The sequence below is a fragment of the Dolichospermum sp. LEGE 00246 genome, assembly GCF_015207865.1.
Taxonomy (GTDB): domain Bacteria; phylum Cyanobacteriota; class Cyanobacteriia; order Cyanobacteriales; family Nostocaceae; genus Dolichospermum; species Dolichospermum heterosporum.
The window spans coordinates 1-6,263 of sequence record NZ_JADEWA010000323.1; the positions used below are offsets into that span (position 1 = coordinate 1).

At 36.7% G+C, this 6,263-nt stretch carries 7 protein-coding genes; 5 read left to right on the forward strand and 2 right to left on the reverse strand.

What is annotated here, in order from left to right; all coding sequences use genetic code 11:
- Nucleotides 1-97: 97 nt before the first annotated feature.
- Together IQ228_RS18535 and IQ228_RS18540 are read left to right on the forward strand one after the other, a co-directional pair.
- On the forward strand, nucleotides 98-1,441 hold the full coding sequence (locus IQ228_RS18535; protein WP_190381970.1) for a protein kinase: 1,344 nt from the start codon (nucleotides 98-100) through the stop codon (nucleotides 1,439-1,441).
- Nucleotides 1,442-1,460: 19 nt separating this feature from the next.
- Nucleotides 1,461-1,955 (forward strand): ureidoglycolate lyase, encoded by a 495-nt coding sequence (locus IQ228_RS18540; protein ID WP_027403356.1) that lies wholly within the window; start codon nucleotides 1,461-1,463, stop codon nucleotides 1,953-1,955.
- Between the two features lie 56 nt (nucleotides 1,956-2,011).
- On the opposite strand, the gene IQ228_RS18545 is transcribed toward IQ228_RS18540, so the two are convergent.
- Nucleotides 2,012-2,419 carry an NUDIX hydrolase gene (locus tag IQ228_RS18545; RefSeq protein ID WP_027403357.1) on the reverse strand — a complete coding sequence of 136 codons (408 nt, stop codon included), beginning with the start codon at nucleotides 2,417-2,419 and terminating at the stop codon, nucleotides 2,012-2,014.
- A gap of 240 nt (nucleotides 2,420-2,659) precedes the next feature.
- Between IQ228_RS18545 and IQ228_RS18550 the strand changes: the two genes are divergently transcribed.
- Complete coding sequence (locus IQ228_RS18550) at nucleotides 2,660-3,400, forward strand: cytochrome c biogenesis protein CcdA (RefSeq protein ID WP_027403358.1); 741 nt, start codon at nucleotides 2,660-2,662, stop codon at nucleotides 3,398-3,400.
- A 3-nt stretch (nucleotides 3,401-3,403) separates the two neighbouring features.
- Entirely contained in the window at nucleotides 3,404-4,792 is a 1,389-nt protein-coding gene (locus IQ228_RS18555; RefSeq protein WP_027403359.1) for a cytochrome c biogenesis protein, read from the forward strand.
- A gap of 49 nt (nucleotides 4,793-4,841) precedes the next feature.
- On the opposite strand, the gene hisG is transcribed toward IQ228_RS18555, so the two are convergent.
- On the reverse strand, nucleotides 4,842-5,486 hold the full coding sequence (gene hisG, locus IQ228_RS18560) for an ATP phosphoribosyltransferase (protein WP_027403360.1): 645 nt from the start codon (nucleotides 5,484-5,486) through the stop codon (nucleotides 4,842-4,844).
- A gap of 75 nt (nucleotides 5,487-5,561) precedes the next feature.
- Between hisG and rppA the strand changes: the two genes are divergently transcribed.
- A partial coding sequence (gene rppA / locus IQ228_RS18565) for a two-component system response regulator RppA (RefSeq protein WP_193963883.1) occupies nucleotides 5,562-6,263 on the forward strand: 702 nt, incomplete at its 3' end.

The window sequence follows — 6,263 nt, forward strand, 5'->3', positions numbered from 1 at the left end:
CTACTCCCCCTGCCCCTCTTCTCCCCCTGCTTGCCTTTACCCGTCATTTTTGGATTGACAGACTACTAGTTCAAGTTTGAATTATTAATTATTAAAAATGCCATCTAAAATTACACTTACCATCACACAGGGTAAACTTTCTAGAAAACAATATGTTTTTGAATCTCGCAGCACTTGTATTGTTGGCAGAAACGATGATTGTAACTTGCAAATAGCTGACAAGGTTGATATGACTATTTCCCGCTATCACTGTTTACTTGATATTAACCCCCCAGATATTCGTGTGCGAGATTTAGGAAGTTTAAATGGTACTTTTGTAAACGGTAAAAAAATTGGACAAAGACAAAGGCAACAACCAGCCCAAGAAGCTGTAAAATTAAGTTTTCCCGAATACAATTTACAGGACGGTGATGAAATTAAGTTGGGTGATATTCTTTTTAAAATTAGCGTACAAGTAGAAGATCAATTAAACCAAATACCAGATTTACCTGTCCCAGAAGAAAACGAACAACGGAATTTTTTAACCGTTGCTGAAAAACTCATAAATTTATCTCAAAGTGGTCATGCTAGTCTGCAAAGTATCTCTGGCTATAGTTTAACCAAATCATTAGGTAAAGGTGACTTTGCAGAAGTATTTGCAGCCAAGGATATTCAAACCAAGAAATCCATCGCTCTTAAGATTATGTTACCTGCGGTTGCGAATCAAAAAAATGGGATAGAAATGTTTTTGAGAGAAACAGAAAACATCAAGATTTTACAACATCCTAATATTGTGCAATTGTTAGATTATGGCTTTGTAGAAAATACTTTCTTTTTCACAATGGAATATTTTCCAGGAGGTAATGTTTGGGACTTCATGCAAAGATCAGGATGGCGCTTACCTGTTGATATTGCCGTAGATATAACCTTACAAGTTCTTGATGGTTTAATATATGCCCATGAAGTCGAAATTCCCTATATTAAATCAGTTGATGGAATAATGACAAAAGATAAGGGTTTAGTTCATCAAAATTTAAAACCCAATAATATTTTCATCAGTAAAATTAACGATAAAATAGTTGTAAAAATAGGCGATTACGGTTTATCCAAAGCATTTGACTTAGCTGGGTTAAGTGGACAAACTTTAACCGGCACAAAGATGGGAACACCTGCATTTATGCCGCGTCAACAGGTGCTAAATTTTAAAGACGAATTACCGGAAATTGATATCTGGGCAACAGCAGCTTGTTTATATAATATGCTAACGGGATATTTCCCCCGTAATTTTACAGGTGATCCTTGGTTATCAGTTTTACAAAATAGCCCTGTTCCTATTCTTCAGCGTCATCATGGTATTCCCCAAAAGTTAGCAAAGGTGATAGATTTAGCTTTGCAGGAAAAACCGCAAATTTATTTTCAAACAGCAGCAGAATTTAAACAGGCGTTGTTAGATTGTAGCTAAACTATCAAGTAAAAAAGTTATGAGTGCATTATCAACAATACAAGAACTGCCATCTCAATTAATTACACCAGAAAATTTTCAACCTTATGGACAGGTAATATACGCAAGTAAAGATGGGAAAAATTTTGATCAAGAAGATGCACAGTTAAATTTACAAAATGGTATTCCCCGTTTTTATATTATGCGATTGCAAAAAAAAGGACGGAAATTTCACCAAATTACTCGTCATATCAAATGTACTCAATGTTTAGGTTCTTTGGAGGGTAAAGATTGGTTAATGGCAGTTTGTCCACCTGATAATGAGACGAATGAACCTCTATTATCAAAACTTGCGGCTTTTCGGATTCCGGGAAATTGTTTTATTAAATTAAGTGTAGGAACTTGGCACGCAGGACCATATTTTGATCATGAGTTTGTAGATTTTTATAATTTAGAATTGAGTAATACAAATGTAGTAGATCATTTTACTCATAATTTTCTTAAAAGTCATAATTTAGCTTTTGAGATGATTTAAAATAAGATCCCCGACTTCTTTAAGAAGTCGGGGATCTGGATATTCTGGATAGGTGTCTATATCCATGAATTTTGAATAATTTTTTTGAGTGAAGTTTCCTTGACTAATTCGGCGGCTTGATTCACCTCTAACCATTTTCTTTCTCTGGCGGTAGCTTCTGGCCAATCTTCTAAAATTATTTCTACAGGTAGTAAAAATAAATTTACTTGATAGGTATTCCCGCGTTTTCGATATTTATAATTACCTAACTCTTCAGTTGTGACTCTACCAACAACTCCTGCTTCTTCCCATGCCTCCTTAGCTGCTGAATCATGGGGACTCATACCTTTACAAAGTCCCCCTTTAGGAATTACCCAACCTTGACGGCTACGAGTGGTAATCAATAAAACTTCAACTTTTCCATCTATAATTCGATAGGGAATAACTCCAGATTGTTGTAAGACTTTGTTGGCTTTGCGAGTCATGGTGGTAGATTCCTTCTGAATGAGTCTTTTTGATTTTAAATGTGTATTTGATGATAATGTGCCATTAAGGCAACTGTCAGGACAATTAATCCAATTTCGGGTAATCTTTACTATAAATTCCTTAATTTTTCACAAAAATCCGGAAGTATAATTTGCAGTATGATACTTGCTTTTATGACTTCATCACCTAAAATACGTTAAAATTCAAGCAGAGTAAGCATTTATCACGTAAATATACCCATGCTAGAAACTCTGGAAACACGCATTTATGAACTTGAACAATTTGCCAACACCCTTGTTGCGAACCAACTCACCCACTTGAGTTTCGTCAGCATTGGCATTATTTTTCTGGCTGGCTTGCTGACCAGCCTCACGCCTTGTATGCTATCTATGCTGCCCATTACCATTGGCTATATTGGTGGTTATGAGGCTAAAAGTCGTTTGCAAGCAGCAGCCCAATCAACTTGGTTCGCGTTGGGATTAGCAACTACATTAGCAGGTATGGGAATCCTTGCAGGTTTAGTTGGTAAAGTCTATGGACAGATAGGAATTGGTTTACCAATTATTGTCAGCATTATCGCTATTATTATGGGACTAAACTTATTAGAAGCATTACCCATACAATTTCCTTCTTTGAATGAAACAAATTGGATTTCTCAAGATTTACCTGCCGGAGTCCGTTCATACTTGATTGGTTTAACATTTGGGTTAGTCGCTTCCCCTTGTAGCACACCAGTTTTAGCTAGTTTATTAGGTTGGGTTGCTAATACTCAAGATTTAGTTTTAGGTGCTGTTTTACTACTTTCTTACACAGCCGGATATGTGACTCCATTAATTCTAGCAGGTACATTTACTGCTGCAATTAAAAACTTATTAGAATTGCGCCGTTGGTCTGGTTGGATCAATCCTGTTAGTGGTGGGTTATTAGTCGGCTTTGGTGTTTTTTCTTTACTTTCTCGCATTCCTATTGGTAGTTTCTAAGCAATGACTTCAGATCAGACAACATCCACAGAATTAAGTTGGTGGTTAATCCCTGGCAGGTTTATCCGTCGGCAAATTTTACCTGTATTAACTGATTTACGGTTGGCAATTATCCTATTACTGGTTATTGCCTTATTTAGTGTTAGTGGTACAGTAATTGAACAGGGACAATTGCCTGATTTTTACCAATCTAATTATCCAGAACATCCTGCTTTATTTGGTTTTCTTTCTTGGAAAGTTATTCAAGTAGTTGGATTAGATCATGTATATAGAACTTGGTGGTTTTTGAGTTTATTAGTTTTATTTGGAACTAGTTTAACAGCTTGTACCTTTACTCGGCAATTACCAGCCCTCAAAGCTGCTCAGAAGTGGAAATATTACGAAGAACCTCGTAACTTTACAAAGTTAGCTTTGAGCGCTGAATTGGAGGGTGTTTGTTTGTCATCAATTCCGTCAATTTTGCAGCAAAAAAGTTATCGAATATTTCAAGGAACAAATCAAAAAAAAGATGATATTCTCTATGCCCGTAAAGGTATAGTTGGGCGCATTGGTCCGATCATTGTTCACATCGGTATTGTTGCTATTTTGCTGGGAGGAATTTGGGGAGCAATGACGGGATTCATGGCTCAAGAAATGATTACTAGCGGTGATACATTCCAGGTAAAAAATATTGTTGATGCTGGTGCTTGGTCATCTAAAGATGTGTTAAAAGATTGGTCTGTGCGTGTCAATCGCTTTTGGATTGATTACACACCAACGGGGGGGATTGACCAATTTTATTCAGATATGTCTGTGTTGAATAATGATGGTCAAGAAGTTAACCATGAGAAAATTTATGTTAACAAACCTCTCCGTTATCATGGTGTCGTTTTCTATCAAACAGATTGGGGAATTTCTAATATTCGGGTGAGATTAAATAAAAGTCCAATTTTTCAATTACCAATGGTACAGTTAGACACCAAAGGTAGAGGGAGAATTTGGGGAACTTGGATTCCGACTAAACCTGATTTAAGTGAAGGTGTTTCCCTATTAGCCAAGGATTTGCAAGGTATGGTATTAATTTATGATGCCCAAGGTAAATTAATTAATACTGTGCGTGCAGGAATGTCTATCCCTGTAAATGGGGTAAATTTACAAATTCTTGATATCATGGGTAGCACGGGTTTACAAATCAAATTTGATCCTGGTATTCCTATTGTTTATACAGGTTTTGGTTTGTTGATGTTAGGTGTAGTTATGAGTTATTTCTCCCATTCTCAAATTTGGGCTTTACAAAAGGGCGAAACTTTGTATATTGGCGGAAAAACTAACCGCGCTCAAGTTGCATTTGAACAAGAGGTTCTCGCAATTTTAGATCAACTTAGTGCTGTCAATAACGTCAAAAAATCCTAAATTTAAGATCCCCGACTTATCCAAGAAGTCGGGGATCTGAGAAACTAAATTAAACTGCTGTGAGAAGTCCTAATCGCATTTGTTCAATTAATTGATCTAAATTACCTGTATTCAACCGATAACTTAAAGGGTGGACAATTAACCGGGCTGTACTTTCATACAAAGTCGCAATTTCAATTAAACCATTTTCCTTTAAAGTCTTTCCTGTGGAAACTATATCAACAATTGCTTCCGACATTCCGGTAATTGGACCTAATTCCACAGAACCGTATAAGGGGACAATTTCTATTGGTAAATCCAAACCTTGGAAATATTCTCGCGCACAATTTACATATTTAGAAGCAACTCGACCATGAGCAGGTAAATCTAAAGGAGATTTGTAGGAACTGGTAGCTTTTACAGCCACAGACATCCGACAATATCCAAATTTTAAATCCACTAATTGGGCAACTTGAGGCTGTTTTTCTCTCAGGACATCGTAGCCGACAATTCCCAATTGTGCCTGACCATATTCTACATAAACAGGTACATCTTGCGCTCGGACTAACAACGCTTTTGCTTGTCCACTGGCATCAGGAATTTGCAATTGGCGGTTGCCTGATTCTAAAAAAGCACTAAAATCTAATCCTACAGATTGTAATATGCGGAGACTAGGTTTAAGTAGTTCCCCTTTTGGTATGGCAACAGTTAACATTCTTTTTTTTGGTATTCTTGATGTGTTTGCAGTTCACTATATTGAGAATATATCTATATTACTCACTACTAACATATGAAAATTTTATTAGTTGATGATGAAGTCGAACTAACTGACCCTTTAAGTCGTCTGTTAACCCGTGAAGGTTACAGTGTTGATGCTACTGATGATGGAATAAGTGGCAGTAATTTAGCGGCAATAGGCAGTTATGATTTACTGATTTTAGACTGGATGTTACCGGGAAAAACGGGGTTAGAGATTTGTCAGGAATTACGTCGGCAAGGGAAAATAACTCCTGTGCTATTTCTAACGGCAAAAGATACTTTAGATGACAGAGTTCAAGGTTTGGATGCAGGTGCTGATGATTATTTAGTCAAACCTTTTGAATTACGGGAATTACTGGCAAGAGTCCGGGCTTTGTTACGTCGTACTGGTACAGAATCTTATAGTAGTACAAAAGGAAAGTTAGTTGTAGCAGATTTAGAACTTGATATAGAAAATCAAATAGCTTATCGTCACGGAAGAATGATAGAACTGTCTCAAAAAGAAAGTCAGTTGTTACAATACTTCATGGAAAATTCGGGACAATTACTGACTCATGGTCAAATTTTGCAGCATTTATGGCAAAATGAGGAGCAACCTAATAGTAATGTGATTGCGGCTTTAATTCGTCTGTTGCGTCGCAAGGTAGAAGGAGTGGATGAAACACCAATGATTCATACTGTTTATGGTAGAGGTTATCGTTTTGGGTCTGCTGAGGGGGTGTCTCTTATACAA

Coding starts and splice junctions, on each gene's coding strand:
- IQ228_RS18545 (WP_027403357.1), bottom strand. CDS start 2,419: ATGACTCGCAAAGCCAACAAAGTCTTACAACAATCTGGAGTTATTCCC.
- IQ228_RS18555 (WP_027403359.1), top strand. CDS start 3,404: ATGACTTCAGATCAGACAACATCCACAGAATTAAGTTGGTGGTTAATC.
- hisG (WP_027403360.1), bottom strand. CDS start 5,486: ATGTTAACTGTTGCCATACCAAAAGGGGAACTACTTAAACCTAGTCTC.
- IQ228_RS18535 (WP_190381970.1), top strand. CDS start 98: ATGCCATCTAAAATTACACTTACCATCACACAGGGTAAACTTTCTAGA.
- IQ228_RS18550 (WP_027403358.1), top strand. CDS start 2,660: ATGCTAGAAACTCTGGAAACACGCATTTATGAACTTGAACAATTTGCC.
- IQ228_RS18540 (WP_027403356.1), top strand. CDS start 1,461: ATGAGTGCATTATCAACAATACAAGAACTGCCATCTCAATTAATTACA.